General features: G+C 61.8%; 13 protein-coding genes and 6 pseudogenes. 10 read left to right on the top strand and 9 right to left on the bottom strand.

The annotated features are described in order from the left end of the window. A partial coding sequence (locus MAXJ12_RS31420) for a pyridoxal-phosphate-dependent aminotransferase family protein (protein ID WP_008840237.1) occupies nucleotides 1-690 on the bottom strand: 690 nt, incomplete at its 3' end. Nucleotides 691-789: 99 nt separating this feature from the next. Here MAXJ12_RS31420 and MAXJ12_RS31425 point away from each other — a divergent pair. The 4 genes and pseudogenes from MAXJ12_RS31425 to MAXJ12_RS40295 all read left to right on the top strand — a co-directional run bounded on the left by MAXJ12_RS31425 (nucleotide 790) and on the right by MAXJ12_RS40295 (nucleotide 5,525). After that, complete coding sequence (locus tag MAXJ12_RS31425; protein WP_008840238.1) at nucleotides 790-3,636, top strand: FAD-binding and (Fe-S)-binding domain-containing protein; 2,847 nt, start codon at nucleotides 790-792, stop codon at nucleotides 3,634-3,636. Continuing rightward, nucleotides 3,543-3,914, top strand: a pseudogene (locus MAXJ12_RS31430) (heterodisulfide reductase-related iron-sulfur binding cluster); the annotation flags it as partial. The gene MAXJ12_RS31425 and the pseudogene MAXJ12_RS31430, both read left to right, overlap by 94 nt. Next, nucleotides 3,911-4,600, top strand: coding sequence for a GntR family transcriptional regulator (locus MAXJ12_RS31435; RefSeq protein WP_008840240.1), 690 nt, complete (start codon nucleotides 3,911-3,913; stop codon nucleotides 4,598-4,600). The pseudogene MAXJ12_RS31430 and the gene MAXJ12_RS31435, both read left to right, overlap by 4 nt. A gap of 616 nt (nucleotides 4,601-5,216) precedes the next feature. Further along, entirely contained in the window at nucleotides 5,217-5,525 is a 309-nt protein-coding gene (locus MAXJ12_RS40295; RefSeq protein ID WP_085984148.1) for a recombinase family protein, read from the top strand. 21 nt (nucleotides 5,526-5,546) lie between these two features. Here the strand turns inward: MAXJ12_RS40295 and MAXJ12_RS31445 are convergent, their stop codons facing one another. Next, the gene (locus MAXJ12_RS31445; RefSeq protein WP_008840242.1) at nucleotides 5,547-5,777 is read right to left on the bottom strand and encodes a hypothetical protein; all 231 of its coding nucleotides are present in this window, start codon (nucleotides 5,775-5,777) and stop codon (nucleotides 5,547-5,549) included. A 63-nt stretch (nucleotides 5,778-5,840) separates the two neighbouring features. Between MAXJ12_RS31445 and MAXJ12_RS31450 the strand changes: the two genes are divergently transcribed. Next, a complete protein-coding gene (locus MAXJ12_RS31450) occupies nucleotides 5,841-6,080 on the top strand; it encodes an addiction module antidote protein (protein ID WP_050898970.1) in 240 nt (79 codons plus the stop codon). A 1,176-nt stretch (nucleotides 6,081-7,256) separates the two neighbouring features. Here the strand turns inward: MAXJ12_RS31450 and MAXJ12_RS31455 are convergent. The 4 genes and pseudogenes from MAXJ12_RS31455 to MAXJ12_RS31470 all read right to left on the bottom strand — a co-directional run. After that, the gene (locus MAXJ12_RS31455) at nucleotides 7,257-7,523 is read right to left on the bottom strand and encodes a helix-turn-helix domain-containing protein (protein ID WP_008840246.1); all 267 of its coding nucleotides are present in this window, start codon (nucleotides 7,521-7,523) and stop codon (nucleotides 7,257-7,259) included. A 30-nt stretch (nucleotides 7,524-7,553) separates the two neighbouring features. Continuing rightward, entirely contained in the window at nucleotides 7,554-7,901 is a 348-nt protein-coding gene (locus MAXJ12_RS31460; protein ID WP_008840247.1) for a hypothetical protein, read from the bottom strand. Nucleotides 7,902-8,816: 915 nt separating this feature from the next. Next, on the bottom strand, nucleotides 8,817-9,059 hold the full coding sequence (locus MAXJ12_RS31465) for a DUF982 domain-containing protein (protein WP_008840248.1): 243 nt from the start codon (nucleotides 9,057-9,059) through the stop codon (nucleotides 8,817-8,819). After that, nucleotides 9,059-9,388: pseudogene (locus MAXJ12_RS31470) on the bottom strand (SOS response-associated peptidase); the annotation flags it as partial. The gene MAXJ12_RS31465 and the pseudogene MAXJ12_RS31470, both read right to left, overlap by 1 nt. 324 nt (nucleotides 9,389-9,712) lie before the next feature. Here MAXJ12_RS31470 and MAXJ12_RS31475 point away from each other — a divergent pair. From MAXJ12_RS31475 to MAXJ12_RS36200, 3 genes and pseudogenes are all read left to right on the top strand, one after another. Continuing rightward, nucleotides 9,713-10,150, top strand: a complete 438-nt coding sequence (locus MAXJ12_RS31475) for a Ros/MucR family transcriptional regulator (RefSeq protein ID WP_008840250.1) — start codon at nucleotides 9,713-9,715, stop codon at nucleotides 10,148-10,150. Between the two features lie 563 nt (nucleotides 10,151-10,713). Next, nucleotides 10,714-10,920: an antitoxin VbhA family protein gene (locus MAXJ12_RS31480; protein WP_008840251.1), complete on the top strand. Its 207-nt coding sequence runs from the start codon at nucleotides 10,714-10,716 to the stop codon at nucleotides 10,918-10,920. Between the two features lie 64 nt (nucleotides 10,921-10,984). After that, nucleotides 10,985-11,539: pseudogene (locus tag MAXJ12_RS36200) on the top strand (Fic/DOC family protein); the annotation flags it as partial. On the opposite strand, the pseudogene MAXJ12_RS31490 reads toward MAXJ12_RS36200, so the two are convergent. Further along, nucleotides 11,533-12,076, bottom strand: a pseudogene (locus tag MAXJ12_RS31490) (ISNCY family transposase); the annotation flags it as partial. The pseudogenes MAXJ12_RS36200 and MAXJ12_RS31490 sit on opposite strands and share 7 nt — an antisense overlap. A gap of 235 nt (nucleotides 12,077-12,311) precedes the next feature. On the opposite strand from MAXJ12_RS31490, the gene MAXJ12_RS31495 reads away from it, so the two are divergent. After that, on the top strand, nucleotides 12,312-15,575 hold the full coding sequence (locus tag MAXJ12_RS31495) for an adenylate/guanylate cyclase domain-containing protein (protein ID WP_040589095.1): 3,264 nt from the start codon (nucleotides 12,312-12,314) through the stop codon (nucleotides 15,573-15,575). A gap of 16 nt (nucleotides 15,576-15,591) precedes the next feature. Next, nucleotides 15,592-16,241 (top strand): annotated as a pseudogene (locus MAXJ12_RS31500) (thioredoxin domain-containing protein). Nucleotides 16,242-16,269: 28 nt separating this feature from the next. Here MAXJ12_RS31500 and MAXJ12_RS39390 read toward each other — a convergent pair. Both MAXJ12_RS39390 and MAXJ12_RS31505 read right to left on the bottom strand, forming a co-directional pair. Further along, a pseudogene (locus MAXJ12_RS39390) lies at nucleotides 16,270-16,420 on the bottom strand (glutamine amidotransferase-related protein); the annotation flags it as partial. Nucleotides 16,421-16,641: 221 nt separating this feature from the next. Continuing rightward, nucleotides 16,642-17,298, bottom strand: a complete 657-nt coding sequence (locus MAXJ12_RS31505) for a redoxin domain-containing protein (RefSeq protein WP_008840255.1) — start codon at nucleotides 17,296-17,298, stop codon at nucleotides 16,642-16,644. Nucleotides 17,299-17,440 lie beyond the last annotated feature (142 nt).

Here is a 17,440-nt window from a genome sequence, read left to right on the forward strand (position 1 = left end):
CCAGGACCAGAAGGAATTCGGCAGCGTGGCCGATTTCGACGCTGCCAGCGCCTTGTCGCTTGTCGCGTTGAAGGAGAGGCCGGGCGGCAGCATCAGCCCCTTCTGCGATCCTCCCACCGTGACGTCAACTCCCCATGCGTCATGCCGGTAGTCGATAGAACCAAGGGACGAGATCGTGTCGACCATCAGCAGAGCGGCATGGCCGGCGGCATCAATCGCCTGCCGCACCTCCTCGATCCGCGAGGCGCATCCGGTCGACGTTTCGTTGTGGACGACGCAAACAGCCTTGATGGATTGCGTCCTGTCTTCGCGCAACCGGCTCTCTATTGCATTGGGATCGACGCCGGCGCGCCAGTCGCCCTGCATGAACTCCGCTTCCAGGCCAAGCCGCGTCGCCATGCCCTTCCACAACGTCGCGAAATGGCCCGTCTCGTACATGAGGACCTGATCGCCGGGGGAAAGGGTATTGACCAGCGCCGCTTCCCAGGCCCCGGTTCCCGACGCCGGATAGATCACCACCGGCCCCTTGGTCTTGAAGACGGTTTTCACGCCGTCAAGCACCTTGCGGCCGAGCTCAGCGAATTCGGGGCTGCGATGGTCCATGGTCGGCAAGTCCATCGCGCGCAAAATGCGGTCAGGAACATTGGTCGGCCCGGGAATCTGAAGGAAGTGGCGTCCGGCCTTGCGCATTTGATCCCTAACCTTGAAGCCGCCTTCGTTCTCGGGAAGATCGTTGCAACTGAATTATAAATTCATTATCCAGTCAAGCTCCGATTGGAGACGAGTCTGATGGTTGCCATGTCGCTGCGCCCGGCGCTGGAGAACCGCCTGCGAGGGGCGACCAAGGGCGATGTTCTGTTCGACCGCTTTTCGCGCGGGCGATATGCCACGGACGCGTCCTTCTATCAGATCATGCCGCTCGGCGTTCTGGCGCCGCGCGATGGCGGCGATCTTTCGGCGGCGCTGTCGATCGCGCGGGAGGAAGAAATCAGCGTGCTGGCGCGCGGCGGCGGCACGTCGCAATCGGGCCAGGCGATCAACGAGGCGCTGGTCCTTGACACGACCAAATATCTGAACCGGATTATCGAGATCGACCCGCAGAACCAGCGCTGCGTCGTGGAGCCTGGTGTCGTCCTCGACGAACTCAATCGTGCGCTGAAACCGTATGGCCTGTGGTTTCCCGTCGACGTCTCGACCGCTTCGCGGGCCACGATCGGCGGCATGGCGGGAAACAATTCTTGCGGAACGCGCTCCATCCGCTACGGCACGATGCGCGATAATGTGATCGCCATTGACGCGCTGATGGCGGACGGGCGTGCTCTGCATTTCGGCCCGGTGACCCGCTCCGAGGCGATGCGCAACGTCGACGGGCCGGACGGCAAGCTCTTTAGTGACCTGTTGGCGCTCGGGGAGCGCGAGGCGGCGGAGATCGACGCCAGGTTTCCCAAGGTGCTGCGCCGCGTCGGCGGCTACAATATCGACGCGCTCGTTCCCGACGGACAGACGAACAACCTTGCCCATCTCCTCGTTGGCTCCGAAGGGACGCTCGCCCTTTCCACAAGACTGCAGCTGAAACTTTCGCCGCTGCTCGGGACAAGGAAAGCGGTCGGAGTCTGCCACTTTGCCCGCTTCTACGACGCGATGGACGCGGCGCAGCACGTCGTCAGACTGAGCCCGGTATCGGTCGAGCTTATCGACCGGACGATGGTCGCGCTTGCCCGCGACATCGCGATGTACCGCCCGACCGTGGAGCGCTTCGTCCGCGGCCAACCTGACGCCTTGCTGCTGGTGGAGTTCGCGGAGGAGGATGCGCAGGAGAACCGGCGGCGTTTGAAACAGCTGGTGGAGATCATGGGCGATCTCGGCTTCGGCTGGGACCGCGAGGGTCGCCATTGGGGTGGCGTGCTGGAAATCGAAGATCCGGCGCTCCAGGCAGCGATCACCGATGTTCGCCAATCCGGCCTCAACATCATGATGTCGATGCGGGAGTCGGGCAAGCCGGTCTCCTTCGTTGAGGATTGCGCAGTGCCACTGGAACATCTGGCGGAGTTCACCGACAGACTTACCCAGGTCTTTGAAAAGCACGGAACCCGTGGCACCTGGTATGCGCACGCATCGGTCGGCTGCCTGCATGTCCGGCCGATCCTCAATCTGAAGCTCGACAAGGACGTGAAGGCGATGCGGGCCATCGCCGAGGAGGCCTTCGCGATGGTGCGCGCCTTTAAGGGCTCGCATTCCGGCGAGCATGGCGACGGCATCGTTCGCTCCGAGTTTCACGAGAAAATGTTCGGATCGCGCATGGTGCGCACGTTCGAGACGGTCAAGGACCGCTTCGATCCGAGCGGCCTTCTCAATCCGGGAAAGATCGTCCGCTCGCCGAAGATGGATGACCGCCGGCTGTTTCGCTACGGGCCAGATTACAAGCCGACCGCCTTCCAGCCCGTGCTCGACTGGTCCGGCTGGCCGGGAGCGGGCGGCGGCCTGCAGAGCGCCGTGGAGATGTGCAACAACAACGGCGCGTGCCGGACGCTCGAAGCCGGCGTCATGTGCCCGTCCTATCGGGCGACGCGCAATGAGCGCGACGTGACGCGCGGTCGCGCCAATTCGCTTCGCCTCGCTCTCTCCGGCCAACTCGGCCCCGACGCGCTCGCCTCCGACGAAATGATGGAAACGCTGAAACTCTGCGTCTCGTGCAAGGCGTGCAGCCGCGAATGCCCGACCGGCGTCGACATGGCCAGGATGAAGATCGAGGTGCAGGCGGCGCGCGCGGCCAAGGGAAAGCTCACGCTCCGCGACCGCCTTGTCGGCTATCTGCCGCGCTATGCGCCCTACGCCGCCCGCCTCCCCTGGCTGATGAATCTTCGAAACCGCGTTCCCCGCGCGGCCTGGCTGTCGGACAAGGTTGCCGGTTTCAGCTCCCGCCGGAAGCTGCCGACCTGGCGTTCCGATCCATTCCGCCCGGTGAAGGCGGCCGGAAAGGCCGAGACAGGACTCGACGTCGTGCTCTTCGCCGATACGTTCAACACCTATTTCGAACCCGAGAACCTTCGAGCCGCCGTCGTGGTGCTGGAAGCCGGAGGCTACCGCGTACATGTGGCGCAAGCCTCCCACGGAGACGGGCCGCTCTGCTGCGGGCGCACCTTCCTTGCCACCGGGCTGGTGGCCGAGGCGCGCGCGGAAGCTGCGCGCCTTTCAGCGGCGCTAAAGCCCTTCATCACCCGCAGCGTGCCGGTGGTCGGACTGGAGCCGAGTTGCCTGTTCACGCTCAGGGACGAACTAGGCGCCATGCTGCCCGGACCAGAATCGGAGCGAATCGCCGCTCATGCGCTCCTGTTCGAGGAATTTCTGGCGCGCGAGACGGAGGCGGGCAGGTTGAAGCTGCCGCTGCTGCCGCTCGGCGGCCGGGCCTCTCTGCACGGGCACTGCCATCAGAAGGCGTTCGGCGCGATGGGGTCGGTTGAAACCGCGCTGAAGCTCGTGCCGGGACTGACGGTGGAGACGATCGGCTCCCCGCGCCGGGGCGGGGGGGGGGCGGGTGAAACCTGCCGCTGCTGCCGCTCGGCGGCCGGGCCTATCTGCACGGGCACTGCCATCAGAAGGCGTTCGGCGCGATGGGGGCGGTGGAAACCGCGCTGAAGCTCGTGCCGGGACTGACGGTGGAGACGATCGGCTCGTCGTGCTGCGGCATGGCGGGCGCCTTCGGTTATCAGGCGGAAACCTACGACGTTTCGATGGCCATGGCCGAATTGTCGCTCCTGCCCGCCTTGCGCAAGGCGGAAGCCGACGCCATCATCGTCGCCGCCGGAACCTCCTGCCGACAGCAGATCGGAGACGGAGCCGGGCGCCGCGCCGTTCACCTCGCCCGCGTTCTGGAACGGTCTATCTCCGGACAAGTGAATCAGGATTGGCCATGACGATCGGACTCGCGGAATCGCAAGCTATCCAACGGCGCTCGCTGCACGATGAGCTGACGGAACTGCTCAGGGCGCTTATCGCCGGGGGCGAACTCGCGCCTGGCGAAAAGATACCCGAGCAGCGGCTGTGCGAACGGTTCGGCGTCTCGCGTACACCGCTCCGCGAGGCGCTGAAGGTCCTGGCCAATGAAGGCGTTGTCACCTTGCGGCCGAACCGCGGCGCTGTCGTGAGCGCGCTGACGCTGGAGGAACTGGACGAAGTCTTTCCCATCATGGGAGCGCTGGAGGCGCTTTCAGGGGAAATTGCGTGCCGCCACATCACCGACGAGGAGGTCACCGCTATCCGGTCGCTGCACGAGACGATGGTGGGTCATTGGCGCGCCGGTGAGTTGCAGCCCTATTTCCGGCTCAACCAGCAGATTCACGAGGCTATCCTCGAAGGAACGCGCAACGAGACGCTGAAGGCGCTCTACAGAAGCCTTGCCGGCCGTGTGATGACGGCGCGCTACATCGCCAACATGTCGGCCGCGCGCTGGGCGGCGGCCGTTGCGGAACATGAAGCGATCTTGCAGTGCCTCTCCGACCGGGACGGCAAGAAGCTCGCAGATATCCTGAAACGGCATCTGGCCCACAAACTGGAAACCGTAAAGGACTGGCTGAGGAGCCGGGACACCGAACGATCCTAATCGTATCGCAGATGCCTTGGATCCCGGAAAAAAGACATGTCCGGAGCGGTCTGAGACAGTCCTGTACTGATCTTCCGCGCGGCGTCCAGCATCGTTGAATCGAAAAGAGTCGGCTCCGGCCGATGCGCGAAGGGGCATCTTTGAAGGAGCGCCATGAAGGTCGCCTTCTGTGTCTCCTTGCTCCTTCCCGGCAGCCGATCAAACGGCAAAGCCTCCACCCCTCCACGATCTTCGACTGTGGTCTCCCTGAAAGGAAAAGGCCCGCGCTTATGCAGTGGAGGCTACAAGTTCTGTCGCGGTCTGCACGGCATTGTGTCTGCAAACCGACCGTTTTCCTTATACGTTTTGAGGATCGCCTTCATTGAGGCGACGAACAGCGGTGTCGCGTAAGGAAAACATGCTAGGAAATCTATTGACAGGACAATGTGGTGTTTGCGCTGTCCTTTCATGCTAATTGGATATGCCCGCGTCTCAACCGCAGACCAGAACCTCGACATGAACGAGACGCGCTGACGCGCGCCGGATGTGAGAAAATCTTTGAGAGAAGAAGCCCGGTAAGGCGGGGAGCAAGCGTCCGGAATTCGAGGCCGCCCTCGCCTATCTCTGGCCGCAGGACGTGCTGGCGGTGTGGAAGCTCGACCGAGCTCGGTCGCTCCCTTGTCGAAATGATGCGAACAATTGTCAAGCTGCGCCAGGAAGGCATCAAGTTCAAAGCGTAACCGAGCACTTCGACAGCGAGACCGCACACGGCCGGTTCGCTGTACAGATGCACGGTGCTATGGCGGAATATTTCCTGGACCTGAATCGTGAGCGGACCATGGAAGGGCTGAAGGCGGCTCTCGCCCGCGGTCGCTCTTATGGGCCAGTCCCGACGTCCAGAAGGCGAACGCCGGACCGGCCCGAGAACTACCAACGGCGCGCTTGAGATCACCAGCGCGCCGCTCTACTAGTCCGAAAACCTCACGCTCACGCCGCGCTGCCGAAAATAGGCCTGCATCAACTTGCGCCCCGAGCGGTTGTTCTGCGCCAACTTGGTCGGATCGAACACCGCCTGTTTTATACCTTCTCGTTTCAGGGCCGCCTTAAGCGTCGCGATATGTGCGTCAATGTCGGCATTGTCCGCCCGGAGGGAGGCATAGATACTTTCGGTGGCCTGGGCCACGGTCGGTTCGCTCACAGGTGTCGTCCTTTGGTTGGTTGAGCGGCGGCTTACCACAGATTCGCGGCTCCGCCGATACCGATGAGGATTGCAGAATTCCTTGCTGCATCATTGGAGGATGGAAATCCGGACGTATTTATCGCAGCGCTTGGTCATGTCGCAAAAGCGAGAGGCATGACCGAAATCGCCAAGGATTCAGGCCTTGGCCGGGAAAGCCTCTACAAAGCGCTGAAATCCGGCTCGAAACTTCGATATGATACGGTCCAAAGGGTACTGTCTGCTCTCGGCGTTCGGCTAACCATAGCCCCGAAAGCGGCGTGATCCATGAGCGATCCCGATGATGCGGGACGAGATGATTTCTAAATACAGATAGTAGCCAAGGCCGCAACCGCTCCTGGCCCGCATCGAGCGGGCCAGGAGGGGAGCGAGGGGCGCCCCTCTCCCCTCGCACTCCCCTCCCGACCACGGCCGCCGCCCCGCGTCGCGGTTCGGCTGGCCACTTCGGCTTGTTGTCGTTGTCCGCAGTCCAACCCCGCAGCCATCTCCTCGCTCACTCCAGCGAAAAGTCGACGGAGAACGGGCCTGCGGCCGGTTGGCGATTTGCCGATTGATGATGCTGATAGGCGGCCGGGGCTACGAAGGCCGCGTTATCCGGCAGCTCCAAAGTGGCAGTTCGCAATCTTCATGCTGCGCACGATACGGAGGCCCTGCCCGGCGCCGCTATCGCGGCGCGCTGCTGCTGGCAACGGCTACAAGGCCGTCGGATCGAGACGTGGCTCGCATTGCGGCCCGCGTCGAGCGGGTCGTCGCTCTTGTCGGCGTTGCCTCCAAGGCGCCGAGCGCCCTTCTCCGACGTGCTTCGGCACTTTTCGACTGGTTTGTGGCGCGCCTGATGCAGCTTCCACGCCGTTCAGAATCTGCGTCAGAAACAGAACATTCTACATGCACGCGCCGCAGCCGGCGAGCTTCATCTTGCCCGCTCGATTTTCGGGCTGGCAGACTGCAATTCCATGGCCCGACTTAAACACCGCCTGTAAGAATATGTAATCTAATCAGAATGTTAGGCGCGCGCTGGCGCGTGTTACCACTACATTTTGGGGGTGATCTCAGGCGAGTTGTTCCTCGAGGTTGTGTGGCAGAGCGATGCCAGATGCCTCGAAGGGCGAGGCCAGCAAGTGCGGCTTCGTTTGGCTCCTTCAGCCTGGCGGCGCTCCGGTCAAGCCGAACATCGCGAGCAACATGCGGAACGGCGACGGGTTCTTCGAAGGCGACAGTCAGACACACCGCCGCGCGGATATTTGGGAATGGCGGATGGGCTGACGTTATGAAGTCCGGTCAATAATGATGACACCGCCCACGCAACCATCTTGGAACCTGTCTTTGATCTCCGGTATGCCAGAAGCTCGGAACAATGCCGCGGGAAAAGAGTTCCCGGGGGCAAATTATGGAGGCTGATGTGAGCGAAGCGCTGCACATCGTTTTCGCTTACAGTTCCGGCTACCGCCTCGCCAGATAGTCCTGAATAGCACTAGCCAGATGTAGCGGCAGGCCGGCGTATTCGCCTCGACAGATATAGTCGACCGTTGCGCCGGTCCTGACGCATGGCTTGATGGCCACGCTGACTTCATGCCGTCTCTGGCTGTTCTCATAGTTTGAGAGCTGCTGAGGGGACCAGCCGACATAGGCCGCGAACAGGTTCGCATTGTCGTCGCCCAAAGCCTTGCGCAAATCGCGGATGCGCTTTCCTATATCGATGAAATTCACGCCTTGTTAGCCGTGGCGCGGAACACAAAGCTAATCTGACGGGACCAGCTTTTTCACGAAAGGGAGCAGCGAGAACAAAGTCTGATCGTTGAAGTTGCCGTACGCTGCACCGGCTTTGATGTTCGCGTCAAGTACGACCATTCGGTCTTTATCCGCCCGCATGTTGGCAGCCGCCCAAACTCTAATGAGGAACGTAGCTGCATCTTCGTTGCCCTGTATGACAAAGTATGACATGTTTTCCGACCACCAGTTGGAATCGGGCAAACCGGACCTTATGGCCTCGTTAAGGGCATCGTGGATGCGTGTGTAATCCGCTCTACCTTGTTCAGTGGCCTCCCAATTGATCTCGAATGATACCGTGAGCGTGTGTGCGGCCATTGCCATCCTCCTCGAAACGAGGGAACAATAACACCCGTCATCAGAGCGTGTATCGATATCTGGGCCTCGCCCGCCTTTCCCTTCGCTTTCGTCAACCAGTTCGTCGCCGTTGTGGCAAAATTCGACGCTCCGATCGAATCAGAGCCGGGGAGCCAAGGCGCGTTGACTTCAAACGACTTTTCCCGATTTTAGAGATTTTCCGCGCTTTCCCTCCCACTTTTGGGAGGGTACGGAAAGCCCACGCTAAACGGGCTGGTGGACACGACAGCTTTGCCTATGCCGCATCCGGTGTTGCAAAACGGTTGCCGCCGCGTCCACGCCGGAACTAAGGCAAATTGGATCGTGGCGACACTGACGTGTCGTATCAGCAGGGAACAAATCCAGGCTGCGTCGATTGTTCGAGCTGGTAGGCTAGGCGCCCACCGGTACCCCTCCAAGGCGCCGAACAGCCCGCCGCGTGATTACCCCTCCGTGGCGGGCTTTTCTATGCCGACCCGGCGACCGGAGTGGACGCAGCGGCAATGTTGCCGAGAACCCCGCATCGTTACCGAAACGGTTAGCCGCCACGCCCATCCCACCTTGCTGGCAAGGCCACGGCGGAAGTGTGGCTGCGGGAACAATTTCCCTCCGCGTGGCGGGCTTTTTCGCCGCGCTTCACAATCTTGTCCGGCTTAGGAGCGCCTTTCAGAATTCCGGCCTCTGCCGAGAAATAGACCGGCGCTACCTCCACCCCCGTAGCCCGAGGCAGCGCCAGTCCAGACAATGCGCGCCCCCCACGGACGCAAAGGCCAAACGCTCTTCGGGTTTCTCCCGCCCTAAAGTGATCAGCGACGCTATTTGCCGCTGACCAAATGGTAAAATCAAGCGGATCCCGCAGAAAATTCCTCTGCTGTGTCTAGGGGGCAACTAACATTTCTAGCGGACCAGAATGCGCGCTTCTTTGGCCGCAGCTTCGAACGCCCGCCGCGCCTCAACCACATCAACGTCCCCCAGCAGCGCCTTGACCAGCATTTCGGCGGCGTGCTCGCAAGTCCGATCGTGCAGCGGCCAGTCGTCAGACATCAAAATCTGCGCGGCCTGCTCCAGCGAATTTACGTTGATCCGCTCCCGTCCCAAAAGCAGGCGGACTTCCGGGTAAAACCACGTGCGCTTGGCCATCACTCGAACAGGTCCGCTGGCGGCGCCACGTCCAGAATGTCCGGTGTATCGTTCTTGTAGTTGCCAACCTTCCGGTCGATCCGCCACATAGTCATCAGGTCCGCCGGGAACGGCTTCATCAGATCGGACGGGTCCGGATCCATCAGCCAACGCCGGTAATCCGAGCTGTGCAATACCACCGGCATGCGATCGTGGATGGTTGCCATCATCTCATTCGGCTCGCAGGTCAGTACCGCGAACGTTTTGATGTCCTCGCCGGTTTTCGGCTCACGCCACATCTCCCAAATCGCAGCCAGCGCGAAAGGTTCGCCAGATTTCAGCGCGATGGCGTCGGCGGCGGAGGTTTTCACATAGACGCGTCCGTACATGGTTGGCTAATCCGTGTCATCTCGCGCCACACAATCTTCCGTACCGTACGCACTTCGGCAAGCAGCCCCACGCGAATCTCCTGGCGCTCGGCGGCCAGCAGAGGAGCGTATATTAGCTTGATAAATTAGCCTATCGAGTGTTTGCCTTCGGCTTGAGATATGTGGCTGAGGGCTCGGCGGAAGCGGGAAAGTCGCTATGACGATCCCGATTCACATCTCCCGCAATTGCCCTCCCCTCCAATCGCGGCTAAACACAGCCTGCAAATTTTTTGAGGGCCGAAATAAATGACAGAGAAGAATGACACTCAAATTGAGCTGACCGCAGAGGTCGTGTCCGCTTACGTTAGCAACAATCCAATCCCAGCGAGCGACCTGCCCAAACTGATTGCCGATGTCTACACAGCACTTGGCCTGGTCAATGGCGCCGCTCCTGCAGAGGTAAGTGAAGCGCAGAAGCCTGCCGTCCCGATCAAGAAATCAGTGACGCCGGACTACATTATCTCGCTGGAAGACGGCACGAAGTTCAAGTCGCTTAAGCGCCCGCTGATGGCCCGCTACGGCATGACGCCCGATGAATACCGCACCAAGTGGAACCTGCCGAGGGATTATCCCATGGTAGCGCCAAACTACGCCGCCGCCCGCTCGGCCCTGGCGAAGACCATGGGGCTCGGCCGCAAGCCTGCCGAAAAGCCGAAAGGCCGCGGCCGCAAGAAGGCTGCTTAAGCAAGCTGCGAGCCTTTCGCAGGTGCGATAAAGTTATTGTGCATTGCGGGATCGCTTCGATGTGGTAGTTTTTAGCTGTCGGCCATCTACTCCTCCCAGATGCGATGCCGGCTCACAGCGAACTCACCTCCTCCCGAGTTCGTCCAAATAGAGAGCCCGCTGCACCTCCTCCCGCAGCGGGCTTTTTGTTTGGTGTTCAGGCCGCCTCAACTTGGCCCCGTTTCCATTCCAGCTTGATGGCATCGGCACCGCAACTCGCCGAAACACCCCGGTCCGCCTCATCCCACCCCCGCCCTGCCGGCCGGGTTTTTTTCCGCAAAGAATGCCCCCGATCGAAACAAGTTCCTGCAACCATTGTTGGGATTGGGAGGCGCACCTCCGTCTGAGGCGCCGAGGAAACCCGCTGTCAGGATAGGCAACCTCCTTCCGCAGCGGGCTTTCTATCGTCCAGTTTCATAGTGCTCGCCGCCGGGCGCCCACTTCAGAAACGCCGATAAGAACCCCAAAGTGCTGGATTTTCATCACTTTTCTGGCCAAGGTGCAAGGCAACCGGAGATTGGCAGATGAACATCCATTCCGCACGTCCCGATCGTTCGCCGGAGGCCATTGCCAAGCGCAAGAAGGCCACCGATCAGGCGCGCGCGGCCAACATCCGGCAGGGCTACACCCACGATCCTGTGCTCGAGGCGGCCAACGCCCAGTATGTCGCCGGCGAGATCACGTCGGAAGAATTTCGCCAGCAGATGCAGGCGCGTTTCAAGCGCGCCTGACGCTCCAACTCTTGTTCGAATATGCCGCCTGCGATCACGAGGGGCTTTTTCATGAGGAATCGTATTGGCGGACGAGCCAAAGGGATCGTAGACCTACCCCGACACGCCCGGCGATCCAGATACCACCAGTGTCCTACGCAACAAGTTCGGGGCTGACCAGACATTCGGAGTTGGGACCGGCCGATTATGCCATGACGCATATTCGACAGAGTGAGATTGCGGAGGGCCGCGGCCCGAGCGGCAATTTCGACAAGGAACATCTGAAGACCATACACGGGTATATTTTTCAGGACGTTTTCGAATGGGCCGGTCACGCGCAACGAAAGCGCCAGCGTGTCGAGCCGATCGGCAGCCTTTCCAAGGGCAGCACCTCATTCCTGCATGGCTCATGCATCGACTTCGGACTGGATGAGGCCTTAAGGCCGATCCGCGATCCGACGTTCTTCCCACTGCCACCCCGGAGCAATTCGCTGAGCGTGCGGGCCAAGTCCTCTCCGAGCTCAATTACGTGCATCCATTCCGCGAGGGCAACGGTCGCGCCCAGGAGGCGTTCATTGCCGAACTTGGCCGCCATTACGGCCATGAGGTGGATTTTACCGTCATCAGCAAACCGCGGATGGCCTTGACGATGATATCGGCATGCGGCTCGAAAAAAGGCTCACCAGCTTCTCATTGGCGTGGACTGCCTTACCATGCAGCACCCGCCGCTCGGTCGGGGCGATGATCTGCGCGACCAGCGGCCGGTAGTGGCCGACCATGGCCTGCCACAGTTCGCCAGCCGGTCCCGCCGCCAGGGGCAACTTTTCCGCAGTCTGCTTCAGATAATCCAGGGTGTGGCGGGTGATCCTGAGCAGCTCGCGATAGCGCTTGATCCGTTTGGGACGGCCGCGGCTGTACTGGATCGTCCAGGCCCGCTTCTTCGCCACGCGGCTGTGATCGTGTCATTGGATCGCGCTGCCCAAGGCATCCGCCTGCTGCAACAGCCGCACCATCATCCGCACGGCATCCCACAGCAGAGCGCTGTCGCTCGGCTCGTGGATGAGCGCCGCGGTGACGGTGCTGTCGCACCCGAACCATATTGCCGCTTTCCAGCTTGTCCTGCCGAGCAGTCGCCAGCAGCGTCCGATTTGATCTCCTCCCAGCTCTCGGCTGGGATCACGCCCGACGCTGGCTGATGGGGCTGAATAGGCCGTTGTGAACGAATCCCGTCGGCCGGTAGGCGGTCTGGTCGATCAGCCTGTATTTCACTTGAGTTTTGCATCCGGCGACCCGCCAGCGTCGCTTTGTTCACGCTGCTTGCCCGTTTTCCCTTACGGGTCCATTCTCATTCCCGGATTGGGAGGCTTCGGAAACTGGTCCGAGGCCTATCGATGGTCCTATGAGGTCGATCGATGAACTGCGCGGGTTGCGGATTCGACATCCAGAGCGGCTTTGCCTTCTGCCCCAAATGCGGCATCAGGCAACCAAAACTCTGCTCTGGCTGCGGCTATCCGTGCCCGTCCGACTTTGCCTTTTGCCCTAAATGCGGCGCCCCAACGGATAATGCGGGCGTGGAAGGCAGCCCTACCAGCCGCGCCGCTTCCGGGCCGAGCGGGAAGGTCGGGCAAGCCGCCCTACCCGACGCCGACCGCCGCACGGTCACGGTTCTGTTCGCCGATCTCAGCGGCTTTACCGCACTGTCCGAGCAGATCGACCCCGAAACGATGCGAGCACTGCAAAACGAGCTGTTCGAGGAGCTTGCCGAAGCGGTGCAGTGTTTCGGCGGCTTCGTCGACAAGTTCATCGGCGACGCCCTGCTCGCATTGTTCGGCGCTCCGGTAGCGCATGAAGACGACCCGGAGCGAGCGCTTCGCGCGGCGCTCGACATGGTCGAGCGGGCGTCGCGCATGGGCGATCGCTGGCAGGCGCGGGCCGGCTCGCCACCGGTCCTCCACATCGGCGTCAACACCGGACCGGTGGTCACCGGCGGTTTCGGGGCGGGCAGCGCCAAATCCTATTCTGTCACCGGCGATACGGTGAATACCGCACAAAGGCTGCAATCGATGGCGTCGCCAGGCGAGGTGCTGGTCGGCCCGCTGACCCAGCGCCTCACCCGTCATGCTTTCGCCTTCGAGACGCTCGGCGAGACCGCATTGCGGGGCAAAACGGGAAGCATCCTGGTCTACCGCTTGCTGGGTCTGCGCGAAGCCCCGCGCCCCGCGCGCGGGCTGGAGGCGCTCGGCCTCAGCGCCTCGATGATCGGACGTGACGCCGAGCTCGAACGGATGCTCGCCAGCCTCGATCTCACATGCAGGGGTTCGGCCCAGCTGGTGCGGCTGGTCGGCGAAGCGGGCATCGGCAAGTCGCGGCTGGTGGACGAGTTTATCGCCCGCATCGGTGACGAGGAGCGCTTTGCCGGCGTGGCAGTCAGACAAGCCGCCTGCTCGCCGCTCGGAGAGCAGTCCTATGGCGCGCTGGCCGCAGTGGTTCGGAGCGCCGCCGGCATGGCGCACGGCGGCTCAATTGCGGAAACCAGGGCAAGCCTTGCCGACCTGCTGAGCGAACTCGGGCTAGACGATGAAGAGGCGGCTCGGCTGACGCCGCTCCTGTTTCATGTCATTGGTCTCGGCGATCCGGACGGCGCGCTACGGTACGTCGAGCCCGAGCAACTCCGCCGCCAGCTCTTCTTCGCGATCCGCACCATTTTCGAAAGGCGGCTGGCGCTCGGTCCGCTGCTGATCGTGGTGGAAGATTTGCATTGGGCCGATGCGGTGTCGCTCGAGGCGCTGCGCTTCCTGATGGACCGGCTGGAACGGCGGCGGCTGATGCTGGTGTTCACCCATCGCCCGACATTCGACGTGGAACAGCTCGATTCGAGCCGGATAAGCCATACGACGCTCCGCCTGGCTCCTCTCGACGACAATGACGGGCGAAAGCTACTCGCTTCACTGTTCGGCGAAAGCTGGGACGGGATATCGAGCGATCTCGGCAGCCTCATTATCGAGCGCGCGGGTGGAAACCCGCTATTCCTCGAGGAGATCGTCCGCAGCTTCATCGAGAGCGGGGTTCTGGTGCGCGACGGGCATCATTGGCGGGCTGCAGCGAGTGAAACGGCGGCTGAAATTCCGGCGAGCATTCAGGCCATGCTGCTTGCCCGGATGGACAGGCTGCAGCCCGAAATACGCAGGCTGGCGCAGGAGGCGGCGGTTCTCGGCCCGCGCTTCGACGCAACGCTGCTTGCCGCCATCTCGGCCGACCCGAAAAAAGTCGAAGCAGGGCTCGATCTGCTCTGTGACGCCGAGATCATCGAGGAAGTCGCCGACGTAAGCTCTATCTCGTCGCAATCCTATCGCTTCGCCCAGACCTTGCTCCAGGACGTGATCTACCAAAACCTTCTCCTGCAGCGGCGCACGCACATGCATGGACAGGTCGGGACGGCATTGGAACAATCGTGCGGGCAAGAACCCGAGCGCCTTGATGATCTGCTGCTGCTCGGCCACCATTTCAGCCTGAGCGCCAACAGGTCAAAGGGAGCGCACTATTTACGCGCGGCCGGTGACCGGGCGCGCACGATTTACGCAAACGACGACGCTATCCGCCATTACCAGCAGGCACTGACGGCACTTGCCGATGATGCGGAACCCATGGAGCTCAGGCTCTCCTTGTACGAGCGCATCGCCGACCTTTGCGGTTCAACGGGCCGGCGCGATGCGGCCCATGAGCACTACCGGGTGGTGCTCGACGCTCGACGCGCCGTCGGCGACCGTGCAGGCGCGGCGCGGATACTGCGCAAGATCGGGCGATTACTCTGGGAAGCCGGCAAGCGAAACCAGGCGGAGGCGCACTATGCCGAAGCGGCCCTGTCGCTTGAAGGAACGGATGCGCGAATCGAGCAGGCGCTTCTGCTCCAGGAGCGAGGCCGCCTGGCGTTTCGTGTCGGCGAGCACGCCGCGGCCGTCAAATGGGCGGATGACGCGCTCGGCCACGCCGAAGCTATGCCGCTAGATGCCGACGAGGAAACCAGGCTGGAGGCCGCACACGCAACGGCAGAGGCGCTCAACACGAAGGGGGTCGCGCTGGCGCGTCTTGGACGGAGCCGCGAAGCCCTGCGGGAGGTCGAGCGGAGCGTTGCGGTTGCCGAAGCCGCCGGCCTGCTCAGCGCGGCCTGCCGGGGCTACACGAATCTCGGCGTGCTCTACACTGTAATCGATCCAGCCCAGGCCATGGAGGTGTGCCGGCGGGGCCTCGACGTCGCCAGCCGTATCGGCGATCTCGGTTTCCAGGCGCGCCTTCTCGCCAATCTCGCTGTCGCCAGTTGCACCTTCACCGACCGCTGTGGCGGCGAGGGTGTTCCCGCCGCAAAAAAGGCGATCGAACTCGACCGCGCACTCGACCAGCGCGAGCATCTGCCTGTCCCGCTGATCGTTCTCGGGCAGATCCATCAATGCCATGCCGAGCCCGACCTCGCAGCACGCTGTTACAATGAGGCGCTGGAAGTGGCGCGGGAAACAGGCGAGCCGCAGATGCTTTTCCCGTGCTATGATGGCCTTGCCACACTGAGCCTTGACAAAGGCGATTTGGCGGAAGCCGAACGGTATTTTTCCCTGGCGCAGGATTTATGCGCCCAACACGGGCTCGACCCCGAAGGGCTGGTTGTGCTTCCGTTTCTTGATTAGCGGGTGGAGTAAACGGATGTGTCCGAGCATCATTCCGAAGGCCCCGTTGCAGCCGGGCGACCGTGCGCCACATATCGGCTCGAGGCGATTGCCCGTGACGGGAAGGTCGCCGGCAAAAGCCGCTCTTGATCGGTCTGTTCCGCGGTCTGCATTGCCCATTCCGCCGGCGCCACATCGCAGCACAGGCGCAAATCGACAGGGCTTTGCGCGAAAGAGGGGTCGAATCGCTGGCTGTCGTCAACGCCGATCGAGCGCGCGCCTTTATTTCTGCTATCGGCCGATGCCAGATCTGCTCGCGGTGTCCGACCCCGAGCTGACCTCGCACCGCGCCTTCCGCCTGCCGAACCTCGAATTCACCGAGAACCAAACCGAATGGCCGTACATGATCAGCGTTGGCGCCCCATGTCGATGAAGATGGACCTGCCGGAACGGCCGGAGCCGATGGATCCGATGACCGCTTCCGAGGTCCTCAACGAGAAGGATGGCGATGAAATAAACGAGGACGACGAGCGGATGATCGCTGCGGAACAAGGCCAGTTGTTCGGCCAATTCCTGCTCGACGGCGTCGTGCGCTGGCGCTTCATGGAGGTTCCTGAAGGCGGCCGCCGGATGTTCGGAGCGCCGAGCCGCGAGGAGCTGATGACGGCTGCCGAGCAGGTCGTCTGATCGAACAGGAACCGCTCGAGGCAAACCTAACGAGCCTGGATTGCTCCACCGCCGCGTTGATAAAGCTGGCGAAGGGAGGGTGCGGCTCCATCGGCCGGCTCTTCAGTTCGGGATGGTACTGGACGCCGATGAATCAAGGGGTTGGGATACTCGACGGTTTCCGGCAGCACGCCATCTGGGTACTGAATTAGGGCACTCCCGCCCGTGGTGCCGGCCAATCTTTATTAGTGGGCGGCGATGTACCAATCTCCCTCTATTGGACTGGTGACGAAAATGGGGTCGCAAGAGCGCCTCGTCTGCTGAAGTACCTCGCTGCGGTATGCGTGGCAGGCTAGGTGGCCTGGATTGGAACGCTTGGGGAGCGCCGTGGGCAGAGCGACACGCCGTGAAAACCTAGGGTTTAGTCGGCCAGCGAGCGCGCTGCGGCCAGGATTTCGCTGGCAGAAGGAAACTTGCCCACCCCGGCTAGCCCATCGGCCGCGCACTCAATATTGGCCCAGCGGACGAAGCCGTCCCGATCAATCAAAAATTGGCCCTTAAGCTGAGGCCACTGCCGCTCCATATCGGCTTGGTCCGTCTCGTTTTCCTTGTAGCTGTCTAGCTTTCCAACAGCCTCGGCCGCCTGCGAGATCGGCAGCGGTTCTGCTAACAAACCGTCTGGGTTGATCAGGGTGGTTTCCAACGCCCTTAGGAACTCCGGCGTCGGTATGGGTTTTGGAACGCCGTATGCTTGGTGCGTCGAAAGTTCGGGATCAGCCGCCAGACGAAGGCGTGTGGGCCGATATCGAAAATAAAGCTGGGCGTTGTCGGGCGGTGTAGCCACAACTCCGAGCGTTTCAACTCCTGCAGACTTAAGCGCAGGCTCTGATGCTGCGATTTGGGCGATTGCGCGGCGGCAGAATGGGCACCAGAGGCCAATGAACAGTGCGAGAAAGAATGGGGTCCTTCCCCGATAGTCGGCCAAGGATACCGTCCCGCTTCCATCCACTGCGGGCAGAGCAAAATCCGGAGCGGGCTTGCCTGGCGAGGCAGGTTGGGAAATCTGGGTGATGTTCATGGGAACGAATCCTCCTAAACAGCAAAGCACCAATATCCAGCAGCGCAGATCGGTGAAAAATCGGGCGGCTGACGCTTTTCAGTGGCCCAAAAGCGCCAGCCCCGCACGATACTCTCCACGGGAGGTAATAGGAACCATCCTA

Origin of the sequence: Mesorhizobium alhagi CCNWXJ12-2 (assembly GCF_000236565.1) — a bacterium.
Taxonomy (GTDB): domain Bacteria; phylum Pseudomonadota; class Alphaproteobacteria; order Rhizobiales; family Rhizobiaceae; genus Allomesorhizobium; species Allomesorhizobium alhagi.